Source organism: Exiguobacterium aurantiacum (assembly GCF_001766415.1).
Lineage (GTDB): Bacteria > Bacillota > Bacilli > Exiguobacteriales > Exiguobacteriaceae > Exiguobacterium > Exiguobacterium aurantiacum_A.
On sequence record NZ_MKXO01000002.1, the window covers coordinates 54,897 to 71,063 of the forward strand.

Consider the following 16,167-nt stretch of genomic DNA (forward strand, 5'->3'; position numbering starts at 1 on the left):
GAGTCGCCTTTTTCAGTACACTTTATCCCCGTTGAAGATTGAGTTTTTCACCATGACGTAATCGACGGTACGTAACGCGTCGAGATTGTTCCCACCCGAGTATGAGATGGCCGACTGGAGGTCTTGCTCCATCTCGGTCAACGTGTCTTGAAGCGCCCCTTTGTGCTCGACGAACACTTTCTTGCCTTCGACGTTTTTCCGTTCCCCTTTTTGGAATTCAGAAGCCGACCCGAAGTATTCTTTGAGCAGTTTCCCGTCCTGCTCGAACGTCTCCCCCGGAGACTCGTCGTGACCGGCGAACAGTGAGCCGATCATGACCATCGACGCCCCGAAGCGGACCGATTTGGCGATGTCGCCGTGCGTGCGGATGCCCCCATCCGCGATGATCGGTTTCGTCGCCGCCTTGGCACACCAGCGGAGCGCGGCGAGTTGCCAACCGCCTGTCCCGAAGCCGGTCTTGATTTTCGTGATGCACACTTTTCCCGGTCCGATGCCGACTTTCGTCGCGTCCGCCCCGGCATGCTCGAGCTCACGGACCGCTTCCGGTGTCCCGACGTTCCCGGCGATGACGAACGAGCTCGGAAGATGCTGTTTGATGTGTTGGATCATCCGGATGACCGCGTTCGAATGGCCGTGTGCGATATCGATTGTGATGAATTCTGGTGTATGTCCCGCTTCGGCGAGCTGTTCGACGAACCGATACTCGTCTTCTTTCACGCCGACACTGATTGACGCGTACAGGCCACGTCCGTGCATGTCTTCGATGAACCGTAGCCGCGTTTCCGGATTGAACCGGTGCATGATGTAGAAATAGCCGTTCTCAGCGAGCGAGAGCGCCACGTTCTCATCGATGATCGTCTGCATATTCGCCGGAACGACCGGAAGGCGGAACGTGAGGCCGCCGAGTGTGACGCTCGCGTCACATTCCGAACGACTATCGACGACACATTTTGCCGGAATCAATTGAATATCTTCATAATCAAACACTTTATCCATCGTTTGCACCCCTATTTACGAACATTTTAATTGAGTTGTCTAGAAATACTTCGCCCATTCGGTAATGTAACGCATTTTTTGATGAAAGTCAAAGGGATGTATCGGAAAAATGTATATTTTCAATACAATAACGTTATTTATATTCTTAATGTTCGTGTTTAGGCTAACTACGTTAATGTTTCACGTGAAAAAAGACCGCTAGTCAGCGGTCTTGAAACATCACATATCGGTTGCGGCCGTTCGACTTGGCTTCATAAAGTGCGAGATCGGCTTGCTTGAGCAATCGTTTCTTTGTCATGCCTGATTGGTAACGAGCGACACCGACACTCGACGTCGTGACGAACGTGTGGCCTTCAATCTGCCACGGGTGCTGGAGCGAAGCAATCAGCTTGTCCGCGACCCGGTCAGGTGCTGACAAATCGGTATAGCGGATCAATACAGAGAACTCGTCGCCGCCGAAGCGGGCGATCACATCTTGTTTCCGTAGCGCCTGGGTGAGACGGAGTGTGAACTGTCGCAGCAGCTCGTCACCGACGTCATGTCCGAGCGTGTCGTTGATCTGTTTGAAATGATCGATATCGAGCGAGAGGATGGCCAGCTCCTCGCCGTCCTCTTCGACCCTCGAGAGTGCCTCTTCTAAGTAAGCCAAGAAGTAACGGCGGTTCGGGAGCTCGGTCAGCGTATCGTGGTAGGCTAAGTGTTTCAGTTGTTTCTCGAGTACTTTACGCTGCATGATCTCACGGGTGACCGTTAAATAGTGCAGCAACGTCGCTTCTTCATAGATAGCCTGAATTTTCGTCTCGAGCCAAATCCACCTGCCATCGTGGTGGAGGTGACGAAACTCGAGAGTGAGCGGCTCACTGCCGGCCGTCATCGCTTTGAGCTGTTGTCTCGTCGGCGTGACGTCTTCCGGGTGGATGAAGTCGAGCGTATTCTTACCTTCGTAAACCGAAGGCGCATAGCCGAGGACGCTCTGGTGGGACGGCGAGGCGTAGCGGACACGGCCGTCACGCTCGAGGATGCAGACGAGGTCGCTCATGTTTTCCGTGATCAGCCTGTACTGCGTCTCGCTTTGGCGTAACGCCCGTTCCATCTCTCGTTTCTCGGTCACATCACGCAGGACGGTCATTACGGCGGTCGTCCCTTCATAATCAATCAATAGACTGCCGATATCTATACGTAAGTGCTGACCGGACGGCGTGACAAGGACGATTTCCGTGTCTTGGACAGGATCACCGAGCTGCAAGGCAGAAAGGCGTGTCATCGTCGCCTCATGGTATTCGGCAGCGATATATGTAAAGATGGATTCGCTCTCGATATACGTCTCCCCGATCGTCTCTAACGCCACGGCGTTCGCATATAAAATTAGGCCGTCTTTATGGACGATGATCCCTTCTGGAATCGTCTCGATGAGCTGGCGATAGCGTCGTTCACTCTCTTGTAAAGCGCGTTCGGCGGTCTTCTCCGGCGTATGGTCGATGATGATGGCGAACAGGCCGGTGATGTTGCCGCCGATCTCGATCGGGATGTTCAAGACGGCGAGGTCGAGCGCTTCACCCGTCTTTTGATGCGCCGTGACCCCGTACTTGTGGGGCTTTCCGGATAAGGCGAACTGGAGTCCTTCGCAGACGAGAGGTTGTTCCGAGTCCGGCAGCCAGTCGAGGAACGAACGATTTATGAAGTCGGCCTCGCAATAGCCGGTGATGTTTGTGACGGCAGGATTGATCGACTTGACCCGAAGTTCGGGGTCGAGCACGAAAATGCCGTGGGGCGAGTAGCGGCGCAACGACTCATGCTGGTCACGTAAAATCGATAGCTCGAGCTCACGCCGTTTCCGCTCCGTCACTTCCCGAACGACCGAGATGACGTGGGTGCAGGCACCGGATTCGTCAAATACCGGCGTCACTTCCGACTCGAAATAATGAAGCGGCAACAAGATCACATCTTGGTACTCGAGTGTTTCTGAGTAGAACGAATCAGCGAGGCGGTAGTCTTCATAGACGATGCTCTTTCGTGCGCGAATCGCCTCGTCATAATGGTGGGTGATGAGTGCGGCCGTCTCGGCCGGAACCATGTCGCCGACACACTTTCCGACGTCAGCGTCTGTCCAACCGATGGCCTGCTTCCCCGGCTCGTTCACAAATACATAGCGATAGGTCGAACCGTCCACTTCCATGAAGAACACAAAATCCGAGATTTTGTCGAACGTCTGGAGCAGGATGGAAGAATGGTGTTGGATCGTCTGGTCGGCGCGCATAATGTCCCTCATTTCAGTCGAATTTTTGACACGTCATTCTTATATTACAACATTCATAAAAAGATGTGTGAACATTCCAAAAAAGACAGGACTGTGAAAGTCCTGTCAGGCAGCTTGTTTGAGACGGTCCCGTTCTTGACGGCCGTTCATCACGTAATACAAGAAAATCGTGAAGGCGACGACCCCGGCGAGCAACAGATAGATGGTAGAGAAACCGGTCAGCGGGATGAGTAGCCCGATGAAGTAGGGACCGAAACCGAGCCCGGCGTCGAGGGCGATGAAGAACGTCGACGTCGCCATCCCCATCCGTCCAGGTGAGGCCGCCTTGACGGCGATGGCCTGTGTACCGGACTGGATATTGCCGAAGCCGAGCCCGATCAACGCGCCGGCGAGTAAAAGGCCCAAAGCGCTCGTCGCTTGGCTAAGGACGAGCAGCCCGACCGCGAAGATGAAGATGGCCGGATACATGACGACGTTGGCGCCACGCGCGTCCATGAGCCGTCCCGTGATCGGGCGCGACAACAGGACGGAAATCGAATAGACGAGGAAGAAGACGCTCGCCGCTTCGACGAGGTCGAGTTCGGTCGCGTAAAAGTTGATGTAAGACAAGACGCTCGAAAAACTGAGCGCGGCGATCACGATGATGAGCGCGATCGGTAACGCCTTCGGCTCGACGAACGCCTTAAGTGACAACCCGCGAACGATTTCCGGATTGTCGGCCTCGGGAACGGTGACGAACAAGGCGCTCACTAAACTGACGACGCCGACGACGAGACAAGCGATAAAGATGGTTGAGAAACTCGTATATTGGCTCATCAGCAAGCCGACGAACGGGCCGATGGCGGTGGCGAGCGTCGAGCTCATGCTGTAGTACCCGATACCTTCACCTTTCCTCGCTCCGGGAATGATCTGTGCGACGATCGTGCCGGTCGCTGTGCTCGATAAACCCATGCCGAGACCGTGCACGAAGCGGGTGAACAGTAGGAAGCCGACGCCGAGGTCGACGAAATAGAGCAGGATCGTGGCCGTGAAGAAGGTCAGCCCGATCAACAGCGTCTTGCGCCGTCCGATTGAATCGATCAATCGTCCGATGAACAGCCGGCCGACGAGCGTACCGATGATGAAGATCCCGGTCACGAGACCGGCCTCACTTGTCGTCGCGCCGTACGTCGCAACGGCGTGGACACCGATTGTTACCATGAGCAAGAAAAAGATGAGCGTCAAGAAGAAGTTGACGAGCGAGATGATGAGGAAGTCTTTCGTCCATAATTTTTGTGCGGTCAATTGCATCGGCGATGAGGCCTCCTTATTTGTTTGAACCTAAATAGTTAGTAAACATAACTAAAGGAGTATAGCAAATTGATGAGAGCTTGTCAGAGACGACGCATTGTGCACGAAAAACCGATTCGCGTGAGCGGATCGGTTTTTCATTAGATCAAGTGGCGGCGGTACCAGAGGACGATCGGTACGAGAACGAGTGAAACGATTCCGCCGAGCAGTGATAGCGTCAAATAGCTCGACTGGGAGGCGATGATACCGGACAGCATGCCGCCCGAGGCGCCGGACAAGGCGATCCAGACGTCGACCGATCCTTGCGTCTTCGCTCTCGTCTCGGGTGTCGTCGCATCGACCAAGATGGCCGTCCCACTGATGAGACCAAAGTTCCAACCGACACCGAGCAAGACGAGGCCGACGATCAACAAGAACAGCGAGTCGGCCGGTGCGAACGCCGCGACGACGCCTGCGAAGAATAACGTCACCCCGGAAGCGATGGCCATGATTTCACGGCCGACTTTGTCGACGAGCACGCCGGTCACGAGCGAGGGTAAATACATCGCGCCGATATGGAAGCCGATGACGAGACCGACCGCGCTCAGTTCATGGCCGTGCTGCCGCATGTGGACAGGTGTCATCGTCATGATGGCGACCATGACGATTTGGCTGAGCACCATGACGAAAGCACCGACGTACACGCCAAGACGAGAGTGGACTTCTTCGGGTTGACGTTGCGTCGCGTCTGTCGATTGCTTCCGTTTCGATTCGATGGCTCTGGCGACGAGGAGCGGGTCAGGGTTCAAAAACACGATCAAGATGAGACCGGCCACGAAGTAGGCGGCTCCCGCGAGTAAAAACGGACCAGAAAGCGTCGGGATGCCGATGGCGTCAGCAACCCGCCCCATCGGTTCGACCAAGTTCGGTCCGGCGACGGCACCGAACGTCGTCGATACCATGGCGATACTGACCGCGGTCGCCCGTTCGGTCGCATTCGCCAAATCCGTTCCGGCGTAACGGGCCTGGAGGTTGCTCGCCGTCCCGGCCCCGTAAATGAGGAGCGACACGAACAAGAGCGGTACGCTCTCGAACGCGGCGGCGAAGATGACACCGAACGCACCGAGTGATCCCGTCAAGAACCCGGTCGCGAGTCCGAAACGGCGTCCGACCCGTTGCGATATCATCCCGATCAGAAACGCGGCGCCGGCAGAGCCGAGCGTGAACAGCGCCGTCGGGACACCCGCATACGCATCGGTCCCGAGCAGGTCGCGGGCGAGGAGCGCCCCGACGGTTATGCCTGCGGCGAGGCCGGCACCCCCGAAAATTTGAGACAGCACGACGACGAACAACGTCCGTTTATACAGACGGCGTTGTTGCTCGGTGTCGGTCACATATGAATCAATCTTATTTCGCATGACACGATTCCTCCTCCATCAACTTATACCCCACCTAGTATAACGTTTGCAGGTGTGGAAAAGAAGGGTGGACAAAAAAGGACTCGACTCGAAAATACCGAGTTGAGTCCTTCTGTTCGTGAATCGTCAAGCGTCAAGCGCGGTCCCAGAACCGGGCTTTGGCAATCCCGTCGATGAACGTGTCGAATCCGTCGAGACTGTGCTGTTTGAACGTGTAGACGCCAGGTTGGTCCGTCTTGACGCGGCACTGATCGAGCACTGAATCATCGTGTAAGTGCAAAGCGAGCGGCTTGAAGTGTTTATACGTGTTCTCGATAAACTCGAGGACGTCGTCTTCGACCGAACTCGCGGCGCTGACGAGGAAAGCGGCGTCGAACAGGCTCGAGTCGACCGTATCGTACGTCTCTTTCACTTTGAGGTCACCGAGCGTGTACGATTTCTTCCCGACGAGGCTATAGTTCACTTTTTTGTCGGCGAGCGCTTGGACCCACGCCTTCACTTGCGCGGCATCGACATCACCGGCGAGAAGGACGGCGACGCTCTTCGTATCCGGTTTCGAGATCGTGTCCGCCATGCTGAGGGCAGGCGATGTTTTGTCCGAGACGACTTCGTTGTTCTCGGCAGGCAGTGCGACGCCTAAGTTGTCGGCGACGACCGAGGCGAGGTGACGGTCGATCCGGTTCAACAAGTCGACGGCATTTTCTTTCACCATGTCCGACTCGCATTTGCCGAGCTCGAAGCTGTAGGCGTCTTGAATGTGCTGCTTTTCGACGTCGGTCATGCTGTTGTAGAACATTTTGGCTTGTGAGTAGAAGTCGAGGAAGCTGTCGCTGCGGCCACGGACTTTGTGACCATCGACTTTCTCTTGGTAATGCTCAAATCCACCTTGGTCGACCGGCACAGGTGCCGGCTGATTGTTGTTGAGCGCGTTTTTATGGTAGCTCGTCTGGCCTTTATGGACCGACATTTGATGCATGCCGTCGCGTTGATTGTTATGGAACGGACAGACCGGTTTGTTGATCGGGATCTGATGGAAGTTCGGTCCGCCGAGACGTGATAGCTGTGTATCTGTGTATGAGAACAAGCGCCCTTGCAGGAGCGGGTCGTTCGAGAAGTCGATGCCGGGAACGATATGCCCTGGATGGAATGCGACCTGTTCGGTTTCGGCGAAGAAGTTATCGACGTTCCGGTTGAGCGTCATCTTCCCGACAAGTTTGACCGGGATCTCTTCTTCCGGCCACAGTTTGGTCGGATCGAGGATATCGAAGTCGAACTTGAACTCGTCTTCGACTGGGATCATCTGCAGTCCGAGTTCCCATTCCGGGTAGTCGCCTTTATCGATCGCCTCATACAAGTCGACGCGGTGGAAGTCGGCGTTTTTCCCGACGGCCTTTTGCGCCTCGTCCCACACTTGCGAGTGGACACCGAGCTTCGGTTTCCAATGGAACTTGACGAAGTGGGCTTTCCCTTCCTTGTTGACGAGTCGGAACGTGTGAACGCCGAACCCTTCCATCATGCGCAGGCTACGCGGGATGCCGCGGTCGCTCATCGCCCACATCACGTGGTGAGCCGCCTCATGGTTTTGGCCGACGAAATCCCAAAACGTGTCGTGGGCACTCCCGCCTTGCGGCACTTCCGTGTGCGGTTCCGGTTTCACCGCGTGGACGAGGTCCGGGAATTTGATGGCGTCTTGGATGAAGAAGACCGGCATATTGTTTCCGACGAGGTCATAGTTGCCTTCGTCCGTATAAAACTTCGTCGCAAAACCACGGACGTCGCGGACGGTGTCCCCGGAACCGCGTGAGCCTTGTACCGTCGAGAAGCGGACGAAGACAGGCGTCACTTTCGCAGGATCGTTCAGGAAATCCGCTTTCGTATAGTCGGCAAGTGACTCGTATACTTGAAACTCTCCGTGGGCACCGACGCCGCGCGCGTGAACGATCCGTTCCGGAATCCGTTCATGGTCAAAGTGCGTCATTTTTTCACGGAAGTGGAAATCTTCGATGAGCGTCGGTCCCCGAAGCCCCGCTTTGAGCGAGAACTCATCCTCCGCCATCTTCAGTCCTTGGTTCGTCGTCAGTCCTGCTGTTTGTTCATTGTCGATCGTATGTTGTTTCAACTGTTCTTCTTTTTTATTCCCCATCATGTTGCCTCCCCATAAGTATATGCTCTCCCGACGTAAGCCGTGATTGACCTACTTTACGGTTTTTCCCTAACGCTACGAGAAGAAACCCCCATTTTAAAATGGGGGTCGGTTAACGCAGCATCGACAACGTCTTTGTCGTTCCATCTGATAAGGTGTATCGGACGATATAGTGGCGGGAGGTCGTCTCCATCTTGTAGGAACTGATTTTCGTCGGTTTTTCCCCGATGTGAAGGAGCGTCAAGTATGTCACGCCTTTTCCGCGTTTCGTTGTCGTGACTTGGTTGCGGCGCTGCCAATCGTAATCGCGGTACGAGACGTGGCTCGACCCGACGGCGAGTTTTGGAATCGAGCCGACCTCAAGTTGCAGGAGATGGAGCGAGCGGCCAGTCGCGTCTTTGAAGTAAGCGTATCGACTGCCACTCGCCACCCGGTGCAATCCGACACCGAGATGGAACCGCTGGACGAACGATTCGGTCACCGGACTCGTGACCCGGTCATAGACGAGCACCGTCCCGTCACGGTCATAGGCGAGACGCCGAGTGTGCGACATGCCGTTCCCGATCAATTGGCTCGTCGCGGAAGCCGTCCACTGAATCGAGGAGGTCCCGACCGACGTGATCTGGCTTCGTCGCAAGTTGCTCGGAATCAATCGGAAGCTTTGCCCGGCAACGTGAACCGTATTGTGAGCAGCGGCTTGGAGCACGACGTTCCGTTCAGGACGCTTCGTGTACGCATAACGTCCGCTCTCGACTAGGAAATCGCGGCCGTAACCGTACAAGTCGATGGACAGGTCGTCAGCATGTTTATGGATGTTGCTATGGTAACCAGCCGTCATCGTCACTTGGACGGCGTCTTGGAACGGTCCGGAGCGTCCTCCCCAATGTTGCCTGAAGAATGCGTATTGGTTGGACAGTCGGCCTGCCTTGGCCGTAGGCTGTACTCCGGCCTTGCCTCCCGTCATCGCATAGAGGAGGTGGGGATACCGCTCAATGTAAGGGATGGCGTCCGTTCGGTGGGTGATGGACGGTGTGTCGCCGAACATCGGCAACGTGCCGTTTGGTTTGAGCATATACGTGAGCGCCACCGGCATGTCTTTCACGTCACGCATTCGACTCGACAGCGCAAAGCGGTTCGCCGACGCCCAATCATTGAAGCGGGCGAGTGTGTCATATAGATAGATTTGATAGTAGGGTGAGTGTTCGAGATGGACGCCGTCCGCACTTAAACTATGGTTCAGTTGTCTCGTCAGGCGGGTTGTGGCGAGCCCTCGCCAAGCCGCAGAGCGGTCAAAGGATCGATGCGTCTCGGCAACGGCCGAGAGCGCCATGTCTTGAAAGATACCGTGGTTGTTATTCGGTTTATAAAAGCTCGTCTTCGCCAAGAGCGTCGCGTGTTCATAAAGTGTTTTCGCAAACAGTTGTGAGAACGCTGGGTCAGTATTGACGCGCGATGTCCGGAATACGTTCCAAAAATTGAGCAAATGGAACGTACGGATCGCGGTACCGTGGTCATGGTAAGGCCATGGGTGGCGCGTATAGGCAGAAATCGGATATTGCTTCGTCCAGCTCGAGATGATTCGCTTCCCGTAACGGAGATACTCATCTTGTCCGGTGGCGGCGTAAGCTTGCGTCAGTTGGTTAAGTGTCGTGAAATAGTGGATTTGAAACTTGAATGAGTTTGAATCGACGTTTGGGACGTACTTGTCGAATCGATATGTATCAATATTTGGGACGCGCAACTGATAGGGTGGTGATGGGATATACCAATTCCCCTTTATGGCGGCGTCGGCTCGGGCGATGGCAGTCGAGTCTTTCAGCTCGTCGTAATAGTAGGGGATATGTCCGCGCGTCAGCGTCCTCATGTATTCGTGAATAAGCCGTGTGTTTGCCGAGTCCGCAATCGCGGTTAACGATAGGTTCGTCGAAATCAGTCGTCCATCTTGCTTCCTTACGTACCAGGTCGTTCTTCCGTCAACGAGGCGATAGTAGGCACCCGATGTCGTGACGGCTCGAAATATTTTCGTGCTTTTTAGCGTCGTCTTCGGGATGAGTGTCTTGCCTGAAAATTGATAAAGTATGGTGCCGGCGGAGACGCTTACTTGATATGGGGCTGGCGTCGCAGCTTCGACGTTTTCGGGTGAAATACTAATGTTGATCAGGAGCAATAAAACCAAGACGATAACGGAGCGTCTCATAAAGTGTCGTCCTTTCTGGAGCACGATTCAGCAAAAAATCCCTGCCCCATACAGTTAGCCGTTGGGGGAGGGAAGTCCTGCTTGTTCAGTGAACGAAAGGTGTCACAACGCTGCCCAAACACTCTGCTTCAAGACGATATGCTGCACTTTTTCAGGCTCGAGATCGTATTTCGTCGAGATGGTCCGGGTCACTTTTGCTTTCAAATCAGGGTCGTTGGATTGTTTCGCCTCGTAAATCTTGTTCCACTCTTCCCAGACACGTACCTCGCCTTCAGATAGTTGGCCGGTCCATTCCTTCTCGCGAAGCTGCCAACCGAACACCATGTCGTCGTAGTCGCCGGCCTCGACCGTCTCGGCGAGCGACCAGTCGCCTCCTGGCGCGTAGACGGCCTGACCGAGGGGAGAGTCCGTGCCAATATACGCCTCGTGATCATAAAAACGGATCAATGCGGCTTGGAACGTGTCTCGTTCGGTCACCTCACTCATGACGTCATGGCTGATGGACTGGAGCGTCTCGACGTCAGGACGTCCGTGGACGACGACATCGTATTCATAGCGGACCGCGTCATCTTCATGTATCGGTTTGCTCGCTTCAATCGTATAAGTTGCTTCGTGCTGAGACATCTGCTCGGTTTTGTCTTTCTGTTTCGGCGGGTCATTCGGCCACATGTAAGCGGTGAACGCGATGGCCGGGACGAGCAGCAGCGCTCGTCTCAGACGATATACCCACTTCGGTTTTCGTTTCGATTTCATGGTTATCACTTCCAATCTTATGTATGAAAAAATCCCCTGATCGCCAGGGGATTAACGCGTTCGATCTAATCGTACGAGCCGGGCATCCGAATTGTTGATGCCGCGCACTAAATCACTCAAGATTTTAGAACCTAACATGCTGTAAACCGTACCGTTGCCGCCATACCCGAGCAGGTAGAACAGGTTTTTCCGGTCCGGGTGTTCCCCGATGAAGGGCAGGTGGTCGATCGATTCACCGAACAGAGCTGCCCAAGCGTATTCGACTGTCAATTCGTACATCGGGAATAGCGCTTCGACTTCTTCTCGAATCCGTTCGGCCCGATTACGGATGAGCGCGTCGCTATGAGGCGTCTCCGGTTTTTCTTCGTCGAGACCGCCAGCGATGATACGGCCATCGACGGTCGTCCGTAAATAGAGGTAAGGACGTTTCGTCTCCCAAATGAGCGCCTGCCCGTCCCAATCCTTGAAATCCTTGATTGGGTTCGTCGCGATGGCGTAGGAACGGTTGAGCTCGATGCGATGGGTGTCGAGCAGTGGGGCCGGCCCGTAACCGGTCGCGAAGATGACGTGTCCGGCTTTGAACGTACCGTCTGGCGTCAAGACGAGCCAGCCGTCTCCGTCAGGCACGACTTCCGTCACGTCCGTCTCCTCGAAAATCGGAACGTCGTTCATCGATAGGTGGCGAACGACTTGACGGCTGAGCGTGAGCGGGTTGACTTCAGCATCGCCTTTTGTGATCAGTGCGGCCGGTTTATCGAATGGGAACCGGTCTTGGAGTGCCGTTTGATCAAGCCATTCAGCGTCAAACCCGTGCTTGGTGAGCATCTCATATTCACGTTTCAGTTTGGAGACATCTGCCTCCTCGCTCGCGAAGCAAAGACTGTCGCGTCGGATGTAGACGTCTTTTGCGTCGACGGTCTCGGCGACCTCATCGAGCGCATCGACCGCCTCCCTACATAATTTATAGAAGCGGACGGCATCGACTTCCCCGATCTGATCAGCGAGCTCATGCAACATGATGTCGTTTGAATATTGGATGAGCCCAGTGTTCGCCGCCGTACTTCCGGCTCCGACTTTTCCTTTGTCGAGGACGGCGAAGTCGATGCCGTCCTTATAAAGCGTGTAAGCCGTCAATGTGCCGGACATGCCGGCTCCGATGACGAGCACGTCGTACTGTTCTTTTCGGATCGGCTTTTGTAAGACGATCTGTTCCGACTCAGTGATCGGCCAATATAAGTTCCCGTTGTGCATTTCCATGACGTCATCCTCCGATAATCAGCATCTTCTTCTTAATCCCCGAATTTTGAGATTGAAAACGCAAAAAACCGCAGACGAGATGTCTGCGGTAGCGTTCGTTATTTTTTGACGACAACTGTTTTAGTAGACGCGCCTTTCGTATACGTGATGCGTTTGATGTTCTCGGCACCACGAATTTCTGCAAGGTTCGTCCCGTCGACGATGACTTCTTTGACGGTCGCGCCTTTAAAGTCGATGATGGCACCGGCTTGTTTCGGCTTCACTTGAACGACGACGTTCTTGAGCGGGTCACCCGTCAATTCCGTGTAAACGCCGCGCACGAAGATGCCGTTCTTGAAGTTCGTCCCTTTACCGATCGTCACGCCGATGAAGTCGTCTTGTAAGACGAGACGGGCGGCCTTATTATTCTCGACCGTGTAGCGTTTCACTTCTACTTCTGGTACTTCCGGTGTTGGCGTGAGATCGATTTGCGCGAGGACCGGATCGTGGTCACTGGCCCGACCTGACATCTCTGTGAAGTCGGCGTTGACGTGAATCATATCGATCTCGGTCGTAGCGGCCAAACGGTTCGACACGAGGATGTGATCGAGCACTTGCGAGTTGCCTTGGTAGACGTAAGAGTAACGATCGACGGCAGGGACTTTCTCGACCATGTTCGTCATCAAGTCACCTTTGAAGATTTGAAGCGCGTCCGAAAACTCGAAGTCGTTGAAGTCACCGAGGGCGACGACGTTCGCATCCGGGTTATCGGCTTTCACGTCCGCTACGAAGTTGTGGACGAGTTGTGCGATTTTCTTACGTTGCACTTCACTGCCGAGGACGACCGGTTGCTGTGAACCGAAGAAACCAGTATCGCCACCTTTTGAATTCCAGTGGTTGGCGATGACGACGACGTTCTCGCCTTGGAAGTCGAACTGGGCTGCGAGCGGCTTGCGTGAGCTGTTGAAGGCTGGGTCGAGTGGCTCGATCCGGCCCGGGTTATGCGTCAATTTCCCGTTCTCGTAGCCGACAGCCGTCGTCGCGTCACCGGCAGGGATGCCCTCCGTGAGTGAGACGCGCTCCGGGTTATACAAGAAGCCGACACGAATGTTGGCGTTCGGTGCACCGCCGTCTTTATTGTTCTCAGGATCGATGTTGACGTACTTGTACGTCTTGCCGCCGACGGCGACGATGTTGTCAATCAAGCGCTGATAGCTTTGGTCAGCTGCAGCATCTCCTGTGCTTTGCCCGTTGTTGTCTTGAACTTCGGTCACGCCGATGATATCCGGACTGTTCAACTCTTCGACGAACGCTTTCGCCAGTTTGAGTGCCTTCTCGTCCGACGTCTCCTTCACGTTGTTCGAGAAGTTCTCGAGGTTGTAAGAAGCGATCGTCAACTTGTCTTCTTCTGCCTCGATGAATGTCGTCTCACGCTTAGCATCACCTTTGACGAAGGCAGCTTTCATCTCATCGAGACCTGCTTGAATTTTGTAGTTGCCATATGAATAACCGACGACACCGACGATTGGTCCGTTGAAACGGTCACCGGTCGCGACATCGAACTCACGCGCTTCTGTGTTCGGTTCGAGACGGAACTGGATCCGTTCCGGGTTTGCGTCATCTTTCTTCAAAAGGATTCCTCCGTTGAACGTCTCGGTAGGCGTGCTTTCGAGTACGGTCACGAGGTCACCGTTTTGTTGCGGCGATACTGACTTGAGGTTAGCGGTCTCGACACGCATCCCTTCTAAGCTTTCCCAGAAATCGATGGCGTCTTTGTCTGGATTGAAGACGGCGAGGGCGTCACTGTCGATAAACTCGGTCGGCAAGTTCGACTCGTCAATCTTCACTGGCGTCGGGAGTGTGACGCCACTCTTCACGACATCGACTTGTCCGTTGCGTGTATCGATTTGTGTCATCAACATATCTGTCCGTTGGCGATCGCTATAGCCTTCGATCGCATACTCGCTGACGACACCTTTCACGTTGACGAGGTCTCCGACTTGAATGCCGGCGATCGAACGTCCGCCGTACAGGATGATGCCTTCTGACGTGCGTGCGTCTTGGTCGGCTTCCATGTCCGGTGTTTGAATGTAGTAATAAGTCGTACCCATCGAGACGAACGTGTACGTGACGATTCCTTCGACGCCTTCGACCGTTTGGCCGTTCAGCGGTGACGTGTGGCTCGCGCCTTGGATGTCATGGATGCGGATCTTGTCCGTGATCTTATAGTCGTACGTTGTCACGGCGCTGAACGCATCGCCTGACTTGACGGCGACTTTGAGCGTCTTCGTCTCTTCGACACGGACTGGACCTGTATAACGCGTCCCGTTCACTTTCGGGTCTGACCCATCGAGCGTGTAATAGATTTCAGCGCCCGCAGTCGTCGTCGAGAGCGTCACATCTTGTGGCCCGACGAACGTTCCTGCACCTGGCTTCGCTGTCGCCGGACGGAGGACAGATGGGTCAATGACTGTGTCCGACACGTCACGCGGGATGATTTGATACGTGTTGTCGAACTGTTGGACGATTCCTGTAATCGACGAATAGTTGATGCCCGTCTGCAAATCGAGAATGCCGCGTTCGTCACGGACGACAAATTCCTTCGTTCCGTCTGTCGCCGTCAAGTTCTGACCGCTACCCGAGAGCGTGACGTTCTTCACCGTCACGAGTTCAGACTCGACGTCCTCATTGATCTGCTCGCCCGTCAACACTTGTGGAGCAGGAACGCTCGCCGTTTGTTTCGAGACGACGACGGCGTTGTTTAATTGAAGGAGCTCACGGTATGAACCGATTGCACCTGTGACGACGACTTCATCGCCGACGTTGACCGCGAGTGATGTCGGACGGACCGAGAGGCCGCCTGTCGCGTCTTGAATCGAGATCGTGTTCGCAAGTTTGGCCGTAACGACGCCTTTGATCGTGACCGTTTCACCTTCTGCCTTCGTGCGGGCATCACTGATTGAAATCGGAGTGACCGGTGCCGGTGGTTCTACCGTTCCGCCATCGCCGTATACGACACCTTGGAACGTGTGCGACCCGAGGTTCGTGAACGTATCGATCGGGAGAGCATTCCATTCCGTAGCGGGTTCGAACGCATCACTACCATTCACGTCACCTGTCGTGACTGTGTCTTTTCGAACCAACGTTTGGTCAGCGGTCGCGACGCTTGTTCCCCATTTTGTGCCCGGGTCGACACCGATTTGACCGAAGACGTCGAGCACAGTGTCACCTTTTTTCAAGACGAGCGTGTCATCACCGTTAAAATTCGTCACGCCGCTCGTCGCATTTGATTTTGCCTTGAGCGCTTCACTCGCACTGCCGTTGACGATGACATACGTGCCACCCGGTTGGAGGGTCCCCGTCAAGTTGAGCGTCGTGCCAGGAGCCGTCCCGCCGTTTGAATACAGTTCGAGCTTGTAGGCAGAGAGGTCGATGGCTGAATCGGTTCCGTTGAACAATTCAATCGCTTTGTTGTTGCTTGAGCCTTCAATATACTCCGAGATGAATAAGTCTGCTGCGTTCAACGTTTCGGCTTGTACGTTTGCCGCGATTGGCGTCATGCTGCTGACGATTAGTCCGGCTGATAAAGCGAGGCCGGTCATTTGTTTGAGTGAACGTGCTTTTGGTTTCCCCATGTTGTAGTCTCCCTTTGGTATGTAGATGGCCGATACGATTTCCCAATTCGTTTGGTCACTTGTTGAGCGTTAGCCCCCTCCTAGTCAATACGAGAAATGATAGCGCTTACATTATTCGACTGGTGTCTATGAAAATGGCTCGTTACGACTCCATCGATTGGTGTATTTGACTATCATTTACCAACTTTGCAACTACATGTTAAACATAACCAAGCAGACGTCAGAACTCAATCTTCTTTTAACGAAGTTCATATTACATTTTG

The 16,167-nt window shown here is 54.5% G+C and carries 9 protein-coding genes; all 9 read right to left on the bottom strand.

The window, feature by feature from the left end:
* Positions 1–12: 12 nt before the first annotated feature.
* Complete coding sequence (guaC, locus tag BJU60_RS06170) at positions 13–996, bottom strand: GMP reductase (protein WP_070328030.1); 984 nt, start codon at positions 994–996, stop codon at positions 13–15.
* 202 nt (positions 997–1,198) lie between these two features.
* Complete coding sequence (locus tag BJU60_RS06175; protein ID WP_254281660.1) at positions 1,199–3,265, bottom strand: PAS domain S-box protein; 2,067 nt, start codon at positions 3,263–3,265, stop codon at positions 1,199–1,201.
* Positions 3,266–3,358: 93 nt separating this feature from the next.
* A complete protein-coding gene (locus tag BJU60_RS06180; RefSeq protein WP_070328032.1) occupies positions 3,359–4,543 on the bottom strand; it encodes an MFS transporter in 1,185 nt (394 codons plus the stop codon).
* A 140-nt stretch (positions 4,544–4,683) separates the two neighbouring features.
* Positions 4,684–5,940 (bottom strand): MFS transporter, encoded by a 1,257-nt coding sequence (locus BJU60_RS06185; RefSeq protein ID WP_070328033.1) that lies wholly within the window; start codon positions 5,938–5,940, stop codon positions 4,684–4,686.
* Positions 5,941–6,073: 133 nt separating this feature from the next.
* Positions 6,074–8,083 (bottom strand): catalase, encoded by a 2,010-nt coding sequence (locus BJU60_RS06190; RefSeq protein ID WP_070328034.1) that lies wholly within the window; start codon positions 8,081–8,083, stop codon positions 6,074–6,076.
* Positions 8,084–8,195: 112 nt separating this feature from the next.
* Positions 8,196–10,280 carry a heparinase II/III family protein gene (locus BJU60_RS06195; protein WP_070328035.1) on the bottom strand — a complete coding sequence of 695 codons (2,085 nt, stop codon included), beginning with the start codon at positions 10,278–10,280 and terminating at the stop codon, positions 8,196–8,198.
* A gap of 102 nt (positions 10,281–10,382) precedes the next feature.
* The gene (locus tag BJU60_RS06200) at positions 10,383–11,033 is read right to left on the bottom strand and encodes a hypothetical protein (protein WP_070328036.1); all 651 of its coding nucleotides are present in this window, start codon (positions 11,031–11,033) and stop codon (positions 10,383–10,385) included.
* 51 nt (positions 11,034–11,084) lie between these two features.
* On the bottom strand, positions 11,085–12,290 hold the full coding sequence (locus tag BJU60_RS06205; RefSeq protein ID WP_070328037.1) for an NAD(P)/FAD-dependent oxidoreductase: 1,206 nt from the start codon (positions 12,288–12,290) through the stop codon (positions 11,085–11,087).
* Positions 12,291–12,388: 98 nt separating this feature from the next.
* Complete coding sequence (locus BJU60_RS06210; protein WP_070328038.1) at positions 12,389–15,904, bottom strand: chitobiase/beta-hexosaminidase C-terminal domain-containing protein; 3,516 nt, start codon at positions 15,902–15,904, stop codon at positions 12,389–12,391.
* Positions 15,905–16,167: the final 263 nt, after the last annotated feature.

Coding starts and splice junctions, on each gene's coding strand:
- guaC (WP_070328030.1), bottom strand. CDS start 996: ATGGATAAAGTGTTTGATTATGAAGATATTCAATTGATTCCGGCAAAA.
- BJU60_RS06175 (WP_254281660.1), bottom strand. CDS start 3,265: ATGAGGGACATTATGCGCGCCGACCAGACGATCCAACACCATTCTTCC.
- BJU60_RS06180 (WP_070328032.1), bottom strand. CDS start 4,543: ATGCAATTGACCGCACAAAAATTATGGACGAAAGACTTCCTCATCATC.
- BJU60_RS06185 (WP_070328033.1), bottom strand. CDS start 5,940: ATGCGAAATAAGATTGATTCATATGTGACCGACACCGAGCAACAACGC.
- BJU60_RS06190 (WP_070328034.1), bottom strand. CDS start 8,083: ATGGGGAATAAAAAAGAAGAACAGTTGAAACAACATACGATCGACAAT.
- BJU60_RS06195 (WP_070328035.1), bottom strand. CDS start 10,280: ATGAGACGCTCCGTTATCGTCTTGGTTTTATTGCTCCTGATCAACATT.
- BJU60_RS06200 (WP_070328036.1), bottom strand. CDS start 11,033: ATGAAATCGAAACGAAAACCGAAGTGGGTATATCGTCTGAGACGAGCG.
- BJU60_RS06205 (WP_070328037.1), bottom strand. CDS start 12,290: ATGGAAATGCACAACGGGAACTTATATTGGCCGATCACTGAGTCGGAA.
- BJU60_RS06210 (WP_070328038.1), bottom strand. CDS start 15,904: ATGGGGAAACCAAAAGCACGTTCACTCAAACAAATGACCGGCCTCGCT.